General features: G+C 68.8%; 14 protein-coding genes and 1 pseudogene. 6 read left to right on the top strand and 9 right to left on the bottom strand.

Going from position 1 to position 17,144, the window contains the following annotated elements; genetic code table 11:
- Nucleotides 1-17 precede the first annotated feature (17 nt).
- On the bottom strand, nt 18-446 hold the full coding sequence (locus tag WMF36_RS04290; RefSeq protein ID WP_437578331.1) for a DUF6184 family natural product biosynthesis lipoprotein: 429 nt from the start codon (nt 444-446) through the stop codon (nt 18-20).
- 541 nt (nt 447-987) lie between these two features.
- Between WMF36_RS04290 and WMF36_RS04295 the strand changes: the two genes are divergently transcribed.
- On the top strand, nt 988-1,890 hold the full coding sequence (locus WMF36_RS04295) for a LysR family transcriptional regulator (RefSeq protein WP_437578332.1): 903 nt from the start codon (nt 988-990) through the stop codon (nt 1,888-1,890).
- Between the two features lie 97 nt (nt 1,891-1,987).
- Nucleotides 1,988-2,410 carry a DoxX family protein gene (locus WMF36_RS04300; protein ID WP_437578334.1) on the top strand — a complete coding sequence of 141 codons (423 nt, stop codon included), beginning with the start codon at nt 1,988-1,990 and terminating at the stop codon, nt 2,408-2,410.
- Between the two features lie 149 nt (nt 2,411-2,559).
- On the opposite strand, the gene WMF36_RS04305 is transcribed toward WMF36_RS04300, so the two are convergent.
- Nucleotides 2,560-3,762 carry a cytochrome P450 gene (locus tag WMF36_RS04305; RefSeq protein WP_437581851.1) on the bottom strand — a complete coding sequence of 401 codons (1,203 nt, stop codon included), beginning with the start codon at nt 3,760-3,762 and terminating at the stop codon, nt 2,560-2,562.
- A 252-nt stretch (nt 3,763-4,014) separates the two neighbouring features.
- Here WMF36_RS04305 and WMF36_RS04310 point away from each other — a divergent pair, with 252 nt between their 5' ends.
- A complete protein-coding gene (locus WMF36_RS04310; protein WP_437578335.1) occupies nt 4,015-4,722 on the top strand; it encodes a helix-turn-helix domain-containing protein in 708 nt (235 codons plus the stop codon).
- A gap of 300 nt (nt 4,723-5,022) precedes the next feature.
- On the opposite strand, the gene WMF36_RS04315 is transcribed toward WMF36_RS04310, so the two are convergent.
- Nucleotides 5,023-5,322 (bottom strand): hypothetical protein, encoded by a 300-nt coding sequence (locus WMF36_RS04315; RefSeq protein WP_437578336.1) that lies wholly within the window; start codon nt 5,320-5,322, stop codon nt 5,023-5,025.
- Between the two features lie 303 nt (nt 5,323-5,625).
- On the opposite strand from WMF36_RS04315, the pseudogene WMF36_RS04320 reads away from it, so the two are divergent.
- Nucleotides 5,626-5,814, top strand: a pseudogene (locus tag WMF36_RS04320) (IS66 family transposase); the annotation flags it as partial.
- Nucleotides 5,815-5,876: 62 nt separating this feature from the next.
- Here the strand turns inward: WMF36_RS04320 and WMF36_RS04325 are convergent.
- Both WMF36_RS04325 and WMF36_RS04330 read right to left on the bottom strand, forming a co-directional pair.
- Nucleotides 5,877-6,356 (bottom strand): hypothetical protein, encoded by a 480-nt coding sequence (locus tag WMF36_RS04325; protein ID WP_437578337.1) that lies wholly within the window; start codon nt 6,354-6,356, stop codon nt 5,877-5,879.
- Nucleotides 6,357-6,802: 446 nt separating this feature from the next.
- Nucleotides 6,803-7,408 carry a DDE-type integrase/transposase/recombinase gene (locus WMF36_RS04330; protein WP_437578338.1) on the bottom strand — a complete coding sequence of 202 codons (606 nt, stop codon included), beginning with the start codon at nt 7,406-7,408 and terminating at the stop codon, nt 6,803-6,805.
- Nucleotides 7,409-7,479: 71 nt separating this feature from the next.
- On the opposite strand from WMF36_RS04330, the gene WMF36_RS04335 reads away from it, so the two are divergent.
- Together WMF36_RS04335 and WMF36_RS04340 are read left to right on the top strand one after the other, a co-directional pair.
- Complete coding sequence (locus WMF36_RS04335; RefSeq protein WP_437578339.1) at nt 7,480-7,974, top strand: hypothetical protein; 495 nt, start codon at nt 7,480-7,482, stop codon at nt 7,972-7,974.
- Between the two features lie 596 nt (nt 7,975-8,570).
- Complete coding sequence (locus WMF36_RS04340; RefSeq protein ID WP_437578340.1) at nt 8,571-10,148, top strand: hypothetical protein; 1,578 nt, start codon at nt 8,571-8,573, stop codon at nt 10,146-10,148.
- A gap of 18 nt (nt 10,149-10,166) precedes the next feature.
- Here the strand turns inward: WMF36_RS04340 and WMF36_RS04345 are convergent, their stop codons facing one another.
- The 4 genes from WMF36_RS04345 to WMF36_RS04360 form a co-directional block, all read right to left on the bottom strand.
- On the bottom strand, nt 10,167-11,564 hold the full coding sequence (locus WMF36_RS04345; RefSeq protein ID WP_437578341.1) for an MATE family efflux transporter: 1,398 nt from the start codon (nt 11,562-11,564) through the stop codon (nt 10,167-10,169).
- A gap of 433 nt (nt 11,565-11,997) precedes the next feature.
- A complete protein-coding gene (locus WMF36_RS04350) occupies nt 11,998-13,848 on the bottom strand; it encodes a hypothetical protein (protein WP_437578342.1) in 1,851 nt (616 codons plus the stop codon).
- A gap of 178 nt (nt 13,849-14,026) precedes the next feature.
- Nucleotides 14,027-15,733, bottom strand: coding sequence for a CotH kinase family protein (locus tag WMF36_RS04355; RefSeq protein ID WP_437578343.1), 1,707 nt, complete (start codon nt 15,731-15,733; stop codon nt 14,027-14,029).
- Nucleotides 15,734-16,008: 275 nt separating this feature from the next.
- Nucleotides 16,009-17,097, bottom strand: a complete 1,089-nt coding sequence (locus tag WMF36_RS04360; protein ID WP_437578344.1) for an RNA polymerase sigma factor — start codon at nt 17,095-17,097, stop codon at nt 16,009-16,011.
- Nucleotides 17,098-17,144: the final 47 nt, after the last annotated feature.

Here is a 17,144-nt window from a genome sequence, read left to right on the forward strand (position 1 = left end):
CCCGCCGAGAGGGGGCGTCACTTGTCGGCGGGATCCGTGCACACGCTCCCGGCGCTGCACTCATCCAGCGCGGCGATCGCGTCGAAGATACCCTCTGAGCAGGCGACCGCCTTTGCGCGCTCTTCGCAGACGTCGTAGCGGCTATCGTTGATCTGTCCCGAGCCGCACTCGGTCGCGGGCCAGAGCTCGCCCGCGCGATCCTCGAAATCGCGCTCGCAGTCCGCTTCCGTCGCATAGGTCTGGTCGTCGGTGGTGCCGTAACCGGGGCAGCCCGCCTCGGTGTCGGCGTACCGCTCGCACGCCGCCTCGGCGATCTGTGTTATGCGCGCCTCGCGCGACGCCTCGCCGGGTAGCACGTCGTTCACGGTGTCCGCGGCGTCGTCACAGCCGGCGGCCCCAACCAGGAAGATCGTCGTGGCCAAAGAAGCCCAGAGACACTTTTGCATCGTTGTTTCCTCTCTCGCAGCTCGCCAGAATTTCGGATGGCGGCCTCACGCGTAGCCCGATTCGCAGCCATGCGCCGCGGGCCCGCTATCGAGCACGACTCTCAAGCACCGTCCATGCCAGGTCGCACTGCGCCGCTTCCGCGGACGCTCGGAGGCGCTCTGCGCTGAGGATCGCACGTGTCCGCTCCGGCGCGCGGCGATGCGCCAGGCGCGCGGTTGTGGCAGATTGCGACGCTGCGTGCGCGCTTGTACCAGGAGAGGTGCAGAACGTCTCGCCGGCCCGTCGCGGCAGCCGCCTCGCCGCCCCCGTGGCGCTGCGCTCCTCGAGGACCGCGTGCAGCACCAGGAATAGAGTTCAGCTCAACTCTGGACAGGCTCATGCATGAGACTACCTCTCGCGTACGTCCAGCCGGCGAGTGCCGCGAGCCCCGCAGGCCGGCGAAGGCTGGCCCCTGGACGGAAGCCAGGGGACTGCCGTCCTCGCCGCCGCGGGCGGTGTTCTTCCTTGCGAACAATCCGCCCCGCCGCGCACAGTGGGCGCATGATCGACCCGCTCTTCGACGACCTGCCTGGCCTGCTGTGCTTCGCCCGCGTCGTGGAGCGCCGCTCCTTCACCGCGGCCGCGGCCGGGCTCGGGGTGTCGAAGTCGATGGTGAGCACCCGGGTCGCGCGCCTGGAGGAGCGCCTCGGCGAGCGGCTGCTCGTGCGCACCACGCGCAAGCTCACCGTCACGGACGCCGGCATGAACCTCTACGCCCGCTGCGCGCGCGTGCTCGAGGAGGCCGCGGCGGCGGTGCGGGGCGCGTCCGACGCCGACCGGGGCCGCATCCGGCTCAACGCGCCGGTCAGCTTCGCGCAGATGTACCTGGCGGAGCCGCTCTCTCGGTTCCTGCGGGCCAGCCCGGGCGCGCATGTCGAGCTCATGCTGAACGACCGGCTTGTCGACCTCGTGGAGGAGCGCGTGGACCTGGCCATCCGGATCACGAAGCTCAAGGACTCGAGCCTTGTCGCGCGCCAGCTCGCCACGACGGCGCTGCTCGTGGTCGGCGCGCCGGGCTACCTCGAGCGGCGGGGGCGGCCCGAGCAGCCGGGGGATCTCCTGCGCCACGACTGCCTGCGTTACCTCCACCTGCGCGTCGAGGACGAGTGGCGCTTCTACGGGGCCTCGGGGCGCGTCTCCGTCCCCGTCTCCGGCCCGCTCACGGCCAGCAACGGCACGGCGCTCCGCGAGGCGGCCGTGGCCGGGATCGGCCTCGCGGTGCTCCCGCGCTTCATGGTCGACGAGGACCTCCGGGCGGGGCGCCTGGTCACGTTGCTCGGCGCGTTCGCGCCCCGGCCCATGGGCATCTACGCGGTGCACGCGGCCGGCCGGCGCCCGCCCGCGCGGGTGCGGCGGCTCATCGAGCACCTGGCGGCCGCGTTTCGCGGGATCTCGTGGGCGTAGCGCCGGATCGTTCTCCCTGAAGAACAGTTCGTTCCCGGGCGCGCTCTACCGTCGCGCGGCGCCGGGGCTTATTCCTCGGGTCATGGAGGCATCACCCATGACCCGTCTCGACAAGATCCTCTCCGTTCCCCGCTCGGCCGAGCTGGCCGCGCTGATATTGCGCGTCGGGCTGGGCGCCGTGTTCCTGGCGCACGCGCTCGCCAAGCCGTTCGTGTACACGCTGCCGGGCACTGTGGCGTTCTTCGCGGCGAGCGGCTTTCCGGGCTGGACGGCGTATCCGGTGTTCCTCGCCGAGCTGCTCGGCGGCGCGGCGCTCCTGGCCGGGCTCAGGACGCGCCTTGTCGCGCTGGCGCTCCTGCCCGTGATGGCCGGGGCGCTGCTCGTGCACCTCCCCAACGGCTGGATGTTCGCCGGCCAGGGGGGCGGCTGGGAGTATGTCGCCTTCCTGATGATCGCGCTCGGCGCGCAGGCGCTCCTCGGCGACGGAGCGCTCGCCGCGGGCCGGCTGCAGCGCCGCTAGTACCGCGGGTCAGAAATCCTGCCCGAGAAGCCGGTCGATGACGAGCCGTCGCCGGAAACAGCAGCGATTTCACGGTTTCCGCCTGTTTCGCCGCCGAGGGCGGCTCCGGTGTGGCCCAACGGGGCATGTGGCCCAGTGACTCTCATGGGTCACGCGTTCCAGGTGACCGGGAGGCTCTTCACTCCGAAGATGTCCGCGGTTTCGGGGCGCAGGTCGACGTCCTCGGCCGCTACGTCCAGGCGGAGGGTTGGGAAGCGCTTCACCAGCGCGGGCAAGGCGACCCGCATCTCGATACGGGCCAGGTGCTGGCCAAGGCACACGTGGATGCCGTGGCCGAAGGCCAGGTGCCCGATGGCCTGCCGCTGGATGTCGAGAGTGTCGGGATCGGCGAAGCGCTCCGGGTCGCGGTTGGCGGTGTTGTACGACAGGATGACCGTCGTGCCGGCCTTGATGGTCTGGCCGCCCAGTTCGACGTCCTCCAGCGCCGTCCGCTGGAAGGTCTTGGCGACAGACAGGTACCGCAGCAGTTCCTCCACGGCCTGGTCGGCGATCTCGGGTCGGGCACGCAGCGTGGCCCACTGCGCGGGATTGCTCAGCAGGGCGAAGGTGCCCAGTGCCAGCATGTTCGCGGTGGTGTCGAGCCCGGCTGCCAGCAGCAGGAGGCCGACACCCATCAGTTCTTCGTCGGTCAGGTCGGTGTCGGTGAGGTCGCTGAGCACGTCGTCGGTGGGATTGGCGCGCTTGGCCGCCACCAACTGTGCGATGTACTGCTGGGTCGCGACGTAGCCGGCCACCTGGTCCTCCTTGCTCACCCCGGAGACGATCGCATCGACATGCTCCTGGAAAGAGTCTCGGGTCTCGTACGGCACCCCGAGTAGGTCGCAGATCATGATCGTGGGGATGGGCTTGGAGAACGCGGTCACCAGGTCCACCGGCGGGCCGGCCTTTTCCATGGCATCCAGGTGTTCGGTGGTGACCTGCTCGACGCGCTCGGTGAGCAGTTGCATCCGCCGGACGGTGAACTTGCCCGTCAGCAGCTTCCGGTAGCGGCCGTGCTCCGGCTCGTCCGTCAGGAGGAACTCGCCGGGCGGCGCCGGAGGGATTTTCATGTCGCCCAAGTCGATCAACGGGTGGCGCATGAGCTCCTTGCGGGAGCTGAATCGTGAGTCGGCCAGCACCGACCGGACCAGGTCGTAGCCGGTGATCAGCCAACCCTCGTGTCCGCCGGGGAAGGGGTACCGGCTGATGGGGCCGTGCTCACGCGCCTGACGCAGCTCCTTCGGCGGGTCGAAAGGACAGCCAGGCTCACGCGCCGTCGGCAGTAGGCCGACGGTGTGTACGGATTCCGACATGTTCATTCCTCTCTTCCTCGCCGAATTGCGTTGTGTTGAGACCGCAAAACGTTCGCGAGGAATCAAAAGCTACGTTGCATTCGTAAAATAGTCAAGCTCGTTGGGGCTAAAATTCAACAAAAATGGTGCAAATTATGGGGACATGTTGCAATGAGCATGGAGACGAATGCAACGCGGACCCTCCAGCGGTTGCAATGACATGACAATGAATGCATACTGCTCGACGCTCGCACCACATTGGAGGCGCCCGCCGTGCCAGGAGACCGACTCACCCAGGAGGACCGTCGGCGCATCGCCGCGTGGCTCACCGAGGGCCTGACGTATACCGAGATCGCCCGGCGGCTGAACCGTCCCAAGTCAACCATCACCCGAGAGGTGGCCCGTAACGGCGGGCCCGAGGACTACCGCGCCGACCATGCGCACCAGCTGACCCGGCTGCGTGCCCGCCGCCGCAAGCCGATACCGCTGCCCGCGACTCCGGCCACCGCCGCCGCCTACGGACGCGACCCCAAGGCGGTGTTCGCATTCGAGCAGCGGCTCGCCGAGCTGATGATCGCCACCGGATGCCCGCGCATGGTGGCGAGGATCCTGTCGTGCCTGTTCACCACCGACTCCGGCGATCTCACGTCCGCCGAGCTGGTGCGGCGGCTCCATGTCAGCCCGGCCGCCGTCTCCACAGCCACCCGATGGGCCGAGGAGCAGGGCCTGATCGTCCGCGAACGCGGAGCCCGGGGCAAGCAGAGGTACACATTAGAGAGAAAGGTCGGGCACCGTTCCATTCTCGCCAGCGTCCGCTCCAATGAGCTGCTGGCCGAGCTCAGCCGCCAGGGGGCCGGAATCCTCGGTCGCACCACGCCCGCGGGTGCCCGACTGGACAAAGCGGGCACCTTCCTGCACCTGATCTCGCAGGACCTGGCCGACTCGGCCGAACGCCGGGTGCGCGAAGTCTTCGGCGCCTAAGTCGTGCCTCAAGACCGGAAGGAGCGGGTCGAGGAGCGGTACGTACCGAATGTCCTCCGCCTTCGTTGGCCCCGAGAAACTCGTTGCACGGTGATCCATCTGCGGAAGCTGGCGGCTCCCCAGTGTAACCCGGCGGGCTCGCCCGCTCGCATCCCCGTGTAGGTCGCGCTGGCACGTCGCCGGTGAGCATCGCAGTTGCCCACACCGCGAACGGCCGGTGTTCGACCCGCCGCCGGGTGAGCGTCCACGCCAGGCCGATCACGACAGCCTGGGCCAGCAGAGCGACGAGCGCTGCGCGCGTCATGTCGGCAGGGGTTCAAGCCGGGCGATCATCCGCGTGCCGTCCCACGCGTCGCGGAGCGCCCGCCGCCGGCCCTTCCAGACGAGCGCGCCGCCTTGCTCGACGGTGCCGTCCCTCAGCGCCTCGTAGGCATGCGCAGTGAGCAGGCGCGGGGCGAAGCCATCGGGCAGCTTGGCGCCGGCCTCGACAGCCCAGCGCGCGCGATCGACTCCGGCGCTCTCGACCGTGAGCACGTAGCCATCGAGGCGCCCGGCCTCGCCGGAGACCGAGATCCACGCAGTGGAGCGGGCGACGGACAACAGGGGTGCTTGGAAGCCAGGGTGAGGCGGAGAGGTAAGGCCCATGGCCGCGCAGGATGCGCGAGCCGGCCGCGCCGCCGCCATCGGTCAGGTTTGACCCACCACCGCGGCGACTACGTGCGCCCCACGGTGGGGCGGACATCGCGCCCGCGCGCGCAGTGGAGCAGGACCGGCTCGTCGAGCCCCGCCGGGCTGTTGCCTAGAGCTCCTCGACGACAGCCTTGACCTTTTTGCCAGTGTCGAGGCTCGCTTCGCTGTTCATCTGAACGAAGATGCGAGCCTTCGGGCTTCTCGAAGTTCGCCGACAATCTCCGCTACAATCGCCAGGAAGACATCCTGGCCCGCGAGGGCATCGACATCGAACGCAGCCTGATGTGTCGGATGCAGGCGCGTGCCCACGAGATGGCGCGGCGGGTGGTCGCGGCCATGCGACAGGAGTCGATCGCGCATGCGACCGCTGAAGAGCGCGGTCAAGGCGCGCGTCGCGGCTGAGAAAGATTTTCACGGGCTAGGCGGCGCCGTGCAGGGGGCCAAGGGGGCGGAAGGCGAGGTGACTACGCCGTGTCGACCTGGACGTTTCCTGCGTCGATCGGAAGGAGCGACTCCAGCGGTCGGTTGCTCTCGCACGTCCCTTCAAAGAGCGGGCTGACAAAGTCCACGGACCCGATTCCTTCCCCGCCGTCACTCACCGCAAAAACGACCTGACGTCCCACGAGTCCGGGGCTCGTGGATTGGGTGACGACGCCGCCCACCACGACTGTATTGGAATCCACGACCCGGATACAGGTAACTTCGATGTGTATTCTGGCCCCGGAGGCCTGGCTGAACAGCACCACCTGCCCCATCACTGTGCCGTCCTCGCGCTGGACCGCGGTAAAAGCGAAGACGCGGAGCGCGCCGCCGAATGCCGTGAAGAAAAAACCTTGGCCGGATGCCCTCACCACGACCTCTTGCGCCGCCGCGTTGGGTACCGACAGCAGCGATAGCGGCAAAAATAACAATGCTGCGCGGACGAGTCGTCTCCCGATTTTCATGCCGGTCTTCCTTTGCTCGGAGCTTGCTCGATTGAACTCGTGAATCCCATCGAGGAGCGTGCAGTGTCCCGCTCCTCCGCATGGTTGGTGTTGATTGCACGGATGGATAAGCTGAGCAACCAATAATGTAGGACAAAATTTGCGTTATGCATCCTCGTAGCGGGAGCGTCCTGGGCGCGAGCCCTCGCCCGTCAGGACGGCAACCGCCGCGCACGGGCGCACCTCGTCGCCGACGTTCATGAACGGTTTCATCGTGGCCGGCCGAGGATCGCTTAGGACGAACAGTGCGACAGACTAGTCTGGTCCGAAGTGAGTGAGAGGGCGCGATGACTCATGAAATTCGGTTTGCCATCGAGCGGCCTTGCGCAGGAGGTCGCATTCCGGCAGCCCGCGCCATTCCTCGAGCCACCCGAGCACCACGTTCGGGTTCGCGGGCTCATTGTGCTTCACCGCGTTCGGCAGCCAGCAGAGCAGCGTTTCTGGATCCTAGAGCGCAGGCCCCTGGTCCTGGACCTTCTGAAAGCACCGGCGGGTTTCCTCCATCCCCCAGCCGCTCCGCTCAGCGAGGGCACCCGGCAGGCGCGCAGCGCGACGTGCAGCTGCGAGGCGAGCTCGATGAGCTCGGTCTGGAAGCGGATCGCGCTCCCGTCTCTCGCCGCGACGATGCTCTTCGGGTTGTCGAAGAGCCACTGGTGGGTGACGCCGCCGAAGTACTGCGCCGCGCGAACGAGCGAGCGGAGAAGGCTCGCCGTCGTCTGCTCCAGCACGAGCTCGGCCCATATCGCGCGTGAGTAGCGCAGCACCAGCACGAAGCAGTAGAGCGGGCGCGCGCCGCCCGAAACGCGGAGCTTGCCAACGTGGACCCAGTCGATCTGCGATTGCTCGCCTGCGAGCGTCTCGATCCGCAGGTACACCTCGTGTGTCGGCGCCGGGCGATTCAAGAGCACGAATCGCCACGGCGTCCTGATGCTGCCGGTGTAGCCGCGCTCGACGAACCTGTCGTACAGGCGTGTCGCGACCAGCGTTGGATAACGGTCGAGCGTTGCGAGCACAAAGCCATGATAGGCGCCGAGCGCGCTCGGGTGCGGGCCTTTGCTCCTCGGCGAGGGGCCGTGGGGGCCCGGTGCGTAAGCTTGACCTGTCGAGCGGCGTCGAGAATGCGTCGGGCATGGCCGGTCCGGTCGGCGACCAAGACGACTCGTGGACCCTCGTTGCGGCGCTCAACCCGAGCCTGAACGGTGCCGCTGCCACGATCCTCGACCCCCTCTGGCCGACGACCCTCGACCCCATCTGGTCAACGACGCTCCCGGGCTCCCAGTGGGTGGGGCCGGCGGACGGGGCAGTCGACGGCATCCCGGGATCCTACACCTACGAGAGCTGCTTCTGCCTGAGGGAAGGCTTCGCCGCGCCGATGCTCGAGCTGTCGATGCGGGCCGACAATCGGATCACAGCGATCGCCCTCAACGGCTGCATGCTGTCAGGGCCGCCGGGCGGCGACTTCAACAGCGTGACTCCGGTTTACAACTCCGAGTGCGAGCTCCGACACGCGCAGGCCCGTCTGCCGCCCAAACAGCTTGTACCGCATGGGATTTTCCTTCTCTCCGAGAGCCGCCGCTGAATGATGACGAGGATATCATCACCATGGATCGCGATTGCGTACGTCTGGTTCAGCCGGCCCTTCGGACACCACTGAGCTCCAGCGCGCGCGAACGGCGCTCCGGCCCGCGACCGCACCGCTGGCAGGCGCCGCCACGGGGAGTGAGCCCGCGGAGGATCTTGCCTCTCGTGAGGCGCAGGAGCCGGACGGCGAGGTTGAGATCGTCCTGCCGCTGCATCCGAGCGCGATGTCGGCCCGCGCGAGGAGCCGCTCGTACGGCTCCTCGTCGCCGCCTCGCAGCGCCGGAGCGTGGACGAGCACCTCGAGCCCGCGCCGCAGGAGGCACGCGCGTGACGGCGGAGCGGTAATCGGGTGCGCGCGCGAGGTCATTTACAACAAAAATATGGTGAGGACGTCGCGCCCCGCGCTCCTGCCCGCGCGGGCGCTCTCGCAGCTCGGCCACCGTGGGAGCAGGCGTGAGGGGTTGGCCGCCAATCCGCTTACAAATGGTGAGCATTCCTCTATCATCCACATCCTGCCTTCCTGGGCCCGCAACCCTGGAAACGCACAGGATGTATATGTACGAAAAAATAATTAGAATCTTCTTTATTGGAGCAATGCTAGCGGCGACCGGGAGCGCCGCCTGTTTCGTCGAGGAGCTGCCGCCGGCGCCGCCCGAGCCGCCGCCGGGCGAGAGCGCGGAGAGCCTGACCGTGCCGATCGATCCCCGCCGCTCCCTGGCCGTCACCGAGGAGGAGATCGTTCGACACTTCCCGCTGGTGGACGTGCTCCAGCAGCTCATCACGCAGTCCGGCGCGCCGACGACGCCCAAGGATCTGTTCAACCAGTGGTTCGACACCTTCAACGACCAGTCGAGCGGCGTCGTGCCCTGGTCGCCTCATTGCGACGACGAGCTCACGAGCGGGGTGGCCTCCTTCAACCAGTTCCCCTGGGACTGTCCGCGCGCCGAGGGGACCGAGGCGCACACCGACCCGTTCGACGTTTCCCGGGAGCCCGACGGGTACATCCCGCTGGGGCTGTTCAACCGGTTCGACCTGGCTCCGAAGAGCGGCGAGACGTGCGGCGAGTACCGCATCGTGTATGCTCGCGAGTCCGGGGTGCCGAAATCCGGCGGGGACTCGCGCAATCTGCTCATCTTCGAGGCGGTCTTGCCGAACCCGCACCCCGAGTGCGGAGTCGAGGCATGCCGTCCCGTCGCCGAATTCTGGTCGGACCTGACCGCGACCGACGACGTGGAGACGCGCGCCAAGAGGCTGCGCGAGTTCTACTTCCACGGACTGCCGGGGTTCAAGCCGGTGGTCCACGTCGACCACTACGGCGCCAACCTGAGCTCCGGCGGGTACGGCAACTCGATGGGGCAGATCCGCACCAACTCGTTCATCGAACGCAAGTGGATGCTCCGCGAGTTCAAGCTGGTGAACGACTGCCGGTGCAACCAAGCCGCTCGGGCGTCCTGTCGCCTCGCGATGCTCCCGATAACGACGAAGGCGAACCCGTATCCCGAGCTCTGGTCGTCGTCCTTCGGCGACCCGCGCCAGCCCGCGTTCCAGAGCAGCCTCGCCGCGCAGGTGCCGTCGCTCGCGGTCGCAGACATCAACGCGTTCACCTACGATGTCGGCGACCAGTTCAACTCGGGGCAGAGCATCGCAGAAGGCGGGTTTCCCGACTCGAACGATTATGTCGTGTTCATGGACCCGTTGTTCCGCAATGACGTCCAGACGGCGCTGACGGGGATCGGGAGCTCGCTTCTTCCCGAGCACATCGCCGACCGCGCGACTGCGCTGTCGTGCGGCGGTTGCCACCAGCTCTCGAACGGGCGCGACCTCGGCGACGGGATCACCTGGCCGTTTTCGCGTCGGTTCGTTCACGTCGACGAATCGTCGGGCCTGGAGCCCGGCCCCGACGGGTCGCGCTGGCCGATCTCGCAGGCGCTCACCGATGTATTCCTCCCGTTCCGCCAGAAGGTCCTGGAGAGCTTCCTCACGAGCAGGCCAAGGAAGTGCGACGAGACAAAGGACCCGGTAGATTCGCGCAAGTCTCTGCCGCTGAACTGCCGTGATCCTCGCGTTGTGGAAGAGGTGCGCGAGGGCCGCGTGCTCGTGACGGAGGAGGATCTCAGGAAACTGGAGCTGACGATCCGCGAGGCGCCGTTCAACGGGCATTCCGTCCACTGACGAGTCCCGGCGATCCGCTCAGGCGACCCGCGCTGCGCCGGCGGCGCCTGCCCCGACGCGGAGGATGTTGCCCCTCGTGAGGCGCAGGAGCCGGACGACGAGGAGGACCGAATTCGTCACGAGCCCTGCCGTGAGCCCCCACCAGAGCCCTTTGGCGCCGAGGCCCAGCGTGAAGCCGAACAGGAGCGTGAGCGGGAAGCCGACCAGCCAGTGCGAGGCGATGTTGGCGAGGAACGGAAACCGCACATCCCCCGCGCCTCGCAGCGCTCCTGCCGTGACCACCTGGACGCCGTCGAAGAGCTGGAACAGCGCAGCCACAGAGAGAAGCTGGACACCGATGTGCAGCACCTCGGCGTCCGACGTGAACAGTCCCACAAGCCAGCGTGGGGCCAGGGCAAACATGAGGGCGCCGCACGTCATGACGGACGCCCCGAGGGCGAGCCCGAGCAGCGCGGATCGCCGCGGAGGGGCGCCGGCGCCGATCGCGTGGCCGACGCGCACCGACGTGGCGCCCGCCACGCCGAGCGCCCCCATGAAGGTGAAGCTCGTGAGTCCGAGGGCGATCTGGTGAGCTGACACGGTGTGGGCCCCGAGGCGCCCCACGATCATCCCGAGGAGCGCGAAGGCGCCGCCGGCGACGAGCAGGTGCAGCCCGATGGGCAGGCCGAGGCGGAAGACCGCCCCGATCGCGACGCGCTCGCGCGCCGGCGCGGGCCGGCGCTTCCGCGCCGCGCTCAGGACGACGGCGGCGAGGACGAAGCTCCCGGCGCTCGTCGCGAGCCCAGCGCCCAGGGCGCCGAGGCGCGGCAGCCCGAGCTGCGGGAGGTACAACCACGCCAGCATCTCGTCGCCGCGGACGAGCAGCCCGCACAGCGCCGCATTGACGATGTTGGCGGCGAGCGAGGCGACCAGCGCGGGCCGCGTCTCGCCGTGTGCTTGCAGGAACGTCCTGTAGGCGAGGTGCGCAAGGAACGGGAGAAACCCGGGAGCATGGCCGAGCAGGTACGCGCGTACGCCCGGGATGAGCGCGGCCTCGACGCCGAGCGGCTCGAGCAGCAGCGTCGCGGCGAACGAGAGCGCGATGCTCGGCAGCGAGAGGAGCGCGCAGGCACGCATCGTCGATAGCAGCGCCGCCCACGCCTGCGCAGGCTGGCCGGCGCCGATCGCCTGCGACGCGAGCGGCTCAAGGGCGAACGCGAACCCCATACCGAACGCCGTCACCGCGAACATGATGGAGCGAGCGATGCCGATCGCCGCGAGATCTTGCACCGAGGCGCGGCCGATGATGGCCGTGTCGACCAGGCCCATGGACACGAGGCCCAGCTGAGCGAAGGTGAGCGGCAGCGCGAGACGGGCGAGCGTACGCAGCTCGGCGCGAGCGTTGTCCCCGGCAGGCGCGAGCGAAGTACGGCTCATGCAAGCTCCAGCAAGGCCGCCGCCGTCTATCCCTGGGGCCGCGCTGCGTCAACGCGGCCCCGGGGCGAGCGCCGCGGGTCATCCAGCTGCAGACTCGACCGCGACGCGAATGCAGGTTCGCCTTCTCCGCGACTCCCGGACTCCGCTATAGCGTCGCTTTTTCAAGGGGGATCGGATCGAATAGAGGACTGCCGGGGTTCAAGCCGGTGGTCCACGTCGACCCCTACGGCGCCAACCTGAGCTCCGGCGGGTACGGCAACTCGATGGGGCAGATCCGCACCAACTCGTTCGACAAGGGACCCGGCAGATTCGCGCAAGTCTCTGCCGCTCAACTGCCGTGATCCTCGCGTCGCGGAAGAGGTGCGCAAGGGCGGCGTGCTCGTGACGGAGGAGGACCTCAGGACGCTGGAGCTGACAATCCGCGAGGCGCCGTTCAACCGGCATTCCGTCCACTGACGAGTCCCGGTGCGGCGCAGTCGTAGCCGTGCCTCCGGGCGTGGCCGCGCGCGAGCTCGTGCATGCTCCAGCGATCCTGCGTGGGGTCCCGGTCGACCAGGGCCCGCGTCTCGAGCTCGCGGAGCTGCTCGCGCGCGAGCTCCGGCGTCACACCGCTGACCTGCGCGACCACCGTGGCATCGAAGTCCTCGTCGAGCTCGCCGAGCCCGCACCACGTCTGCTGCAGGCCGCGCGGGAGCAGGTCGACGCTCGAGCAGAGCGCCGCCTCGGCTGGGGGGAGCCGGCGCAGCGCGGCCCGGAGCCGATCGAGATGGTCGGCGGGAGCCAGGGTCGCCTCCGCGGCGAGCGCGCTCGCGGCCACCCGGATCGCGAGCGGCAGGGACTGGCACTGCGCCGCCAGCGCTCTGGCGCCGGCCTCGTCCAGGCGCGGAGCGAAAGCGCGCGCCAGCGCGCAGGCGTCGTCCGCCGAGAGCGCGCCGAGCTGCCGCGTGTACAGCCCCGGGAGCGCGAGCGGCTGCGACGACATGACCAGGAAGAGGGACCGCGTGCACCCGGCGACGAGCGGCGCCACGTGCTCGGGATCCCTTGCATCGTCGAGGAGCAGCAGCGCGGGGGTGGAAGAGAGGGTGTGGCGGTACATCGCCTCGAGCGTCGCCGCATCGCCCGGAGGCTTGAAGCCCGCGATGATCTTCTCGAGAACGCGCACCATCGCGAGGGTCGGATGCAGGGACATGGGGCCCGCGCCCCCGAGCTCGACGTGAATCCGCCGCTCGGCATAGTGAGGTTCGAGCTCCAGGGCGAGGCGGAGGGCGAGCGTGGTCTTCCCGACGCCCGCGGGGCCGATGATCGCGGCGCCCGCGGGGCCGAGGTTCTGGAGGAGATCGGAGATGTCGTCTTCGCGGCCCAGGAAGTCCGCGGGCGGCGCGGGGAGCAAGGGCCGGGGGGGCCGCCGCGGCGCGGGGGCGCCGCTGTCCGTGCGGGTGTCGCTGCTGCCGGGCCACGACAGGGCAGGAGCGCCCTGGGGCGGCGGAGGCGGCCACGGCGAGGGGGCGTACCGGCTGCCCTCTTCGATTGCGCGGCCGTCCCCGTGGCCGAAGGCGCCGGGCTCGAAGCCCGGAGATAGCGGAAGGGGCGCCCCCATCGGAGGGCCCCCAAAGCAAATCTCGTGCGTCGCGAGGGCGCTCTTCGCACGCGCTTCCACGAGGCGCCGGATGCCGCGCGCCACGTCTGCCCATGCCTCGTTGCGATTGCGCCAGCTCGAGACGGGCTTGCTCCCCGTGGGGAGCACCATGAGCCTGCCGAACGGCGCGCTCGCCCAGTCGCACGCATGGAGGAGCACGGGGACCACCTGCGCTTCGCTGCGCTCGTGGCGGATGAGCGCATGGAGCACCTCGCACGCGAAGCACTCCTCGGAAGCGAGGTAATCGGCGCTCACCAGGAGCAGGACGAGCCAGGAGCCTTCGAGGCTGGCCGCCACCGCGGCGTCGACCACCTCCCCGGCGCGCACGCGCCCCCGGTGGCACGTGCGGAGCAGCCCTTGCCGCATCATGAGACCGAGGTGCACCTCGAGCCGCGCGCGGTGGCGTTCATCTGCCGGCACGTGCGAGATGAACACCTCCACCGGCCCGGGACCGGGTGGCCAGGGCGAGGAGCCGCCCGGGAGCGTTGCAAGCGCAGGCGAGCCCGGTGGCGACGGCCCCGAGAAGCCGCCCGCCTGGAACGCGAGCGCGGGCTGCGCGGCGAGCCCCTGCACCGGCGCACCGCACCTGATGCAGGCGCGATCGGCGTCCTCCAGCAGCCACGCGCAGACGGCGCACCAGGTGCTCACCGGAAGGGAGCTTAACCCCGGAAGCCGGATGGGAAAACATCGGTCGACGTCGGTGCCGCCACGCGACGGGCGGGCCGCGACGCCACCCGGGTGAGCACCGGGCGTGGAACGCCTCTTCGAAGCCTTCCCCGGAGCCTTGCCATCCGATCTGCGTCGAGAGCTCCCCGTCCCGGACGTGTCACGGCAAGTTGGCGTCCATCCAGGCGAGTCGGGCCATCATGAAGTCGCGCATGACTTGCAGCTGCCCCTCCCACGTCGGCGCGGTGGGGCCGCCGAGGAAGCCCTCGCTCGACTCGATGATGTCCGACACCGGCCACTTGGCGAGGTCGCGGGCCGCGGCCTGCGCGAGCGGCGCGCTCAGGCCGTTCATGCGCTGCTCGATCGCGGCCTCGGACAGGAGCGTCTGGCGAAGCGCCGTGTAGCGCGTCCTCACCTGCGCCATGAAGGTCGGATCTGCGGTGAGCTTCTGATACCAGTTGTTGACGTTCCTCTGGCCGCTGAAGCGCCAGCCGGTCTCGCCGTTCGATTCCGGCGTCGGGCTCTGGGCGCCCACGCCGCCGAGCGCGAAGTTGTAGTCCCAGAGCGGGCCGGCCTTGAGCTTCTGATCGCGATCCTTGTGATAATAGCAGCTCCGCACGTAAGCATCGACGTTGAACGTCAGCTCGCTGATGATCAGGTAATCGATGAACGACGGCACGTCGATGTACGCCGAGTAATCGCCGATCGGCGTCTGATGGACGGTGTCGTGGAACTGCTGGATGTACTGCGTCAGCCAGGTCGCTTGCTCGTCGTTCAGGGGATCGGGATCCACGACCTCGAGATCGATCCAGCACGTGCCGCTCGGTTCGGGGTCCGGCCCTCCGCCCGGGCCCCCGAAGCCTCCGAACGACGGGAGGGGGTCCGCGCCGGTGCAGGTGAGCTGCGGCTCCTCGGCGGCCGCCTGGTCGAACTTGAAGATGTAACCGCCGCTGATATCGGGCAGCGCCCGGTCCGTCTCCTCGAGGCTCTTGAGGTCGGTGCGGACCTTGTTGTTCTTGATGGTCTCCGAGATCCAGTAGATGCCCTGGTAATCCGCCTCGCCGATGGAGCGCGCGTCGTAGTTCAGGTAGACCTCGGCGAACTCGGTGCGCGGCGCCTCGAGGCCCATGTCGCGGCCGAGGGTGAAGGTGAACGGATTACGGATCAACGTGCGGTCGTAGTAGGGAGGGATCAGCGCCCAGTCCGAGTCGGCGGGCATGCCCAGCACCGGGTAGTCGAGGTCCTTGTCGTCGTTGTCCCACAGCTCGAGCTTGTACGGTGTTTGCGGGAAGTTCCGCGACGACTGGCCGCGCACGTGATACCCCCCGCGCATCGCCATCGTGGGCAGCGAGGCTATCGAGGCCACCCCGTTGACCGGCTCCCAGATCATCACCGCCGCGTCGAAGTAGATCTCCTTGTCGGTCGGCTTGCCCTCGCCGTAACCGTCAATGATCATGATGGGAAGGTCGGAGGTCGCGTCGACGGTGCGCGCGATGTAGATGCCGGTGCTCACCGCGCCGCTCGCGGCGCCCCCCACGAACGCCTGCGCGCGGATCTGCGTCGTGGTGGTGAGGGTCACGGGCTCGCCCGTGTACAGCGTGGAGGCCGCGGTCGGTCGCTGCCCGTCCACCGTATAGCGGATCTCCGCCTCCGCGATCGTGGTGGACATCTCCACCTGGATCTGATCCCTGAACGTCTGGCTAGGCGTGGAGAACGCGACATCCCCGTTCAGGGACGGGATTTCCGTGGTGCCGTTGCCATCCGGTCCGTCGGCATCGGTCGGTGCCTGGCCACAGGCGACGCAAAGAGCGACGAGGGCGAGCGAGATGGAGCGGCGAAGCCGGGCAAAGCGCGGTCGTTTAACCATGGTATTATTTTCCACTGCCAACCTCGTTCAGAGTTCAAGGATTCGCCATTCTACTGACATACAGGGCTGCCGCGCTACCCGTTTCTCGCGCGGCGCTGTAAGGCGGCACGGTCGACGCACGGAGAGGTTGTCGGTCGCGTGGGCGTTTCCGCCGGACGCGAGGCGCAGCTGGGCTCACCGATGGCTCCCTGCTCCGGGAAGTGTCGTATTCAGCGCGCTGTCCGAGGACACCACCGGCGTTGCCGCTTGCTGGCTGTCGATGGACAGCCGACGATTCAGCGGAGCTGCCTCAGCAACGCCTCGCGCTCGGCCGCGAGCCGCCCTCGCGGAAACTGCTGTGCATGGGTCTCGAGCAGCCGACGCGCCTCGACGTCGCCGATGGCGTTGTGGGCCTCCATGGCCCTCCGGGCCTGGTTGACCAGGCTCCTCTCGCGCTCGCTGACGGCGGGTCGAACGGCGCTCGTCGGATACGCGGGCCGACGAGCTGTCGTCATCGAGGGAGCGGGCGTGTTGCTCACCACCGCCTCGGCACGCACGCTGTTTTGCGCCGTCGGCGACGAGCTCGGGCGCGCGGTTGGCGCGGCCGGCCCCGCGGCTCGCCGCGCGTCATATCCTGCGGTGATCGCCGTGGCGGCCTCCGCTGCCGGCGCGGTACCGGGTGAGCGAGCCGCCGCCGGCGGCTGCCACGATTCCCGGCCGAGCAAGGGCGGCACCGCAGAGACGAGCGCGCCGGTCAGCAGGACGAGCGCACCCTGGACGAGGATCCTCACACCCAGACGGCGCAGCCAGGCCGTCCACGACCTGCCATCGTGGAACCCGAACGCGAGCGGCACGCAGGCGCTTTCATCCCATCCGTGAGAGTGCTGCCGCGCTGCCCACCGTCGCCTCTGCCTCTCGAGCTCCTTGCGCGCCCGCCGGTGTTGCGTCTTCACCGTCGCCAGCGGGAGCCCCAGCTCGGCGGCGATCTCGGCGAGCGGCGTCTCCTCGAGCTCGTGCTTGATCAAGAGAGTCCGGTACTTGGGGGCGACCTGGCCGATCAGCTGCCGCATGAGCGCTTCCCGCTGCCGCCTCCGGAGCAGCTCCTCCGGCGTGGGGCACTCGTCCCAGACCTCGCGCTCGTCAAACGAGGTCAGCACCTCTCCGCGGCAGTGCGCGTTACGGACGTGATTTCGCGCCTGGTTGATCGCGATCGTAACGCGGTACGGCGCGGTGTCGCCGCCCGGCTCGATTCGGTTGTCCGCTTCCAACCCGCGCAGCAGCGCTTCCTGGGCGACATCCTCGGCGTTTCGCGCCGGGACACCGTGGCGCCTGGCGAGGCGCCGGAAGAGCTCGAATCCGGAAGAGCCGGTCGATCGCTTGTCCACGCGGGGAGCACACTTGAGGCGGCCAAAAGGGTTCAGGAAAGTGAGTC

Source organism: Sorangium sp. So ce887, assembly GCF_051521455.1.
Taxonomy (GTDB): domain Bacteria; phylum Myxococcota_A; class Polyangia; order Polyangiales; family Polyangiaceae; genus Sorangium.